This window comes from candidate division WOR-3 bacterium, assembly GCA_039801725.1.
GTDB lineage: Bacteria > Hydrothermota > Tepidihabitantia > Tepidihabitantales > DTDR01 > DTDR01.
Genome location: JBDRVE010000050.1, coordinates 1 through 1,387, shown reverse-complemented (window position 1 = coordinate 1,387; position 1,387 = coordinate 1). Strand labels below are relative to the sequence as shown.

The 1,387-nt window shown below is 30.1% G+C and carries 3 protein-coding genes; 2 read left to right on the top strand and 1 reads right to left on the bottom strand.

Translation table 11 applies throughout. The features are described 5' to 3' along the window. Window positions 1–7 precede the first annotated feature (7 nt). Window positions 8–211 (bottom strand): hypothetical protein, encoded by a 204-nt coding sequence (locus ABIK75_07900; GenBank protein MEO0091010.1) that lies wholly within the window; start codon window positions 209–211, stop codon window positions 8–10. A 134-nt stretch (window positions 212–345) separates the two neighbouring features. Between ABIK75_07900 and ABIK75_07895 the strand changes: the two genes are divergently transcribed. Together ABIK75_07895 and ABIK75_07890 are read left to right on the top strand one after the other, a co-directional pair. Then, window positions 346–1,074, top strand: coding sequence for a hypothetical protein (locus ABIK75_07895; GenBank protein MEO0091009.1), 729 nt, complete (start codon window positions 346–348; stop codon window positions 1,072–1,074). Beyond that, the coding region (locus tag ABIK75_07890; GenBank protein ID MEO0091008.1) for a TetR/AcrR family transcriptional regulator at window positions 1,071–1,387 on the top strand (317 nt) is incomplete at its 3' end. The genes ABIK75_07895 and ABIK75_07890, both read left to right, overlap by 4 nt.

Sequence of the window (1,387 nt, the reverse complement as noted above, 5' to 3'; positions counted from 1 at the left end):
CCGTTAATCAAAAGAGATATGCTTCGCTAATCACCTCCTTTTTCTGTTTTTCTTTAAATAAATCTTTATTAACTAAACTTTCTAAATCCAAGGGTATTTTTATCGGGTAATATTTATAGGTTAATTTTGAGTAATCCCAACAAAGAGATAGATAGTATTTCTTAGCCATTTCTTTAAGTTTCTCATAAAGATTTACTAATACTTTCACCATAATATCTCCCTCTATATATAGACGAAAAAATACCCATAAAGGTTACCACTTTTTTTTATTAATTTGATAACCCTATTTTAACCCATTAACATATTTCCCTTGATTTTTTAAAAAATTTTGCTATATTTATATATATGGATATAAAACTGACCAGTCAGTCATTTTTATTAACACTCTTCCTTTCGTTTACTCTGACGGTTAATGAATTTATTGAAAAAGGAGATGAATGTTATTTAGAACGGGAAGATTGGAAAAAGGCAAAGGAAGCAAAAAGATATTATGAAGAGGCAATAAGATTAGATAGCAATAATTATGAAGGTTATTGGCGATTAGCAAAAGTTATTTATTTTTTAGCCAATAATTTACCAAAGAAGGAGAAAGAAAAATTTCTAAAAGAGGGGATAGAGATTGCTAAAAAGGCGATAAAACTTAATTCAAATAGAGCAGAAGGTCATTTTTGGTATGCTTCTCTTTTGGGTGCTTATGCGGAAATGAAAGGGATAAGAGGTTTTTCTTATTTAGAAGAAATAAAAAAGGAGTTTAATCTTGCTTTAAAATGTGATTCAACCGTAGAGGATGGCAGTGCTTATACTGCCTTAGGAAGAATGTATTATCAGTTGCCCTCTTTTGTTGGTGGTTCTTTGGAGAAAAGTTTATTATATCTTTTAAAGGCAAAAATAATTTCGCCAAATAATCCCTATACCAAATTATATCTTGCTGATACCTATTTGGCTTTAAAGAGAAAAGAAGAGGCAAAAAGAGAATTAGAAGAACTTATTCAAATGAAAGAAGAAAAGAAATGGCTACCGGAAATTAGGAAGTTAAAAGAAAAGGCAAGAGAAAAGATTAAGGAGATAAAATGAAGAAAGATAAGGAGAAAGTAAAAGAGAAAATTTTAACTATTGCTGAGGAGATGTTTTTAAAGAAAGGATTTTTTCCAACCACGGTTGATGAGATTGCGAAACAGGCAAAAATAGCAAAAGGAACGGTCTATCTCTATTTTCCAACAAAAGAAAGTATCTATTTAGCCCTTTTTGAGAATAAGTTAAAAATGGGGATAGAGATATTAGAAAGGGTAAAAGATATGCCGATTAGTGCGAAAGAGAAAATCTCTTTGATTTTTGACGAATGGTTTTCTAAGATTAAAAAGGCAAAAGGTTTTTCCAGTTTTCTTAC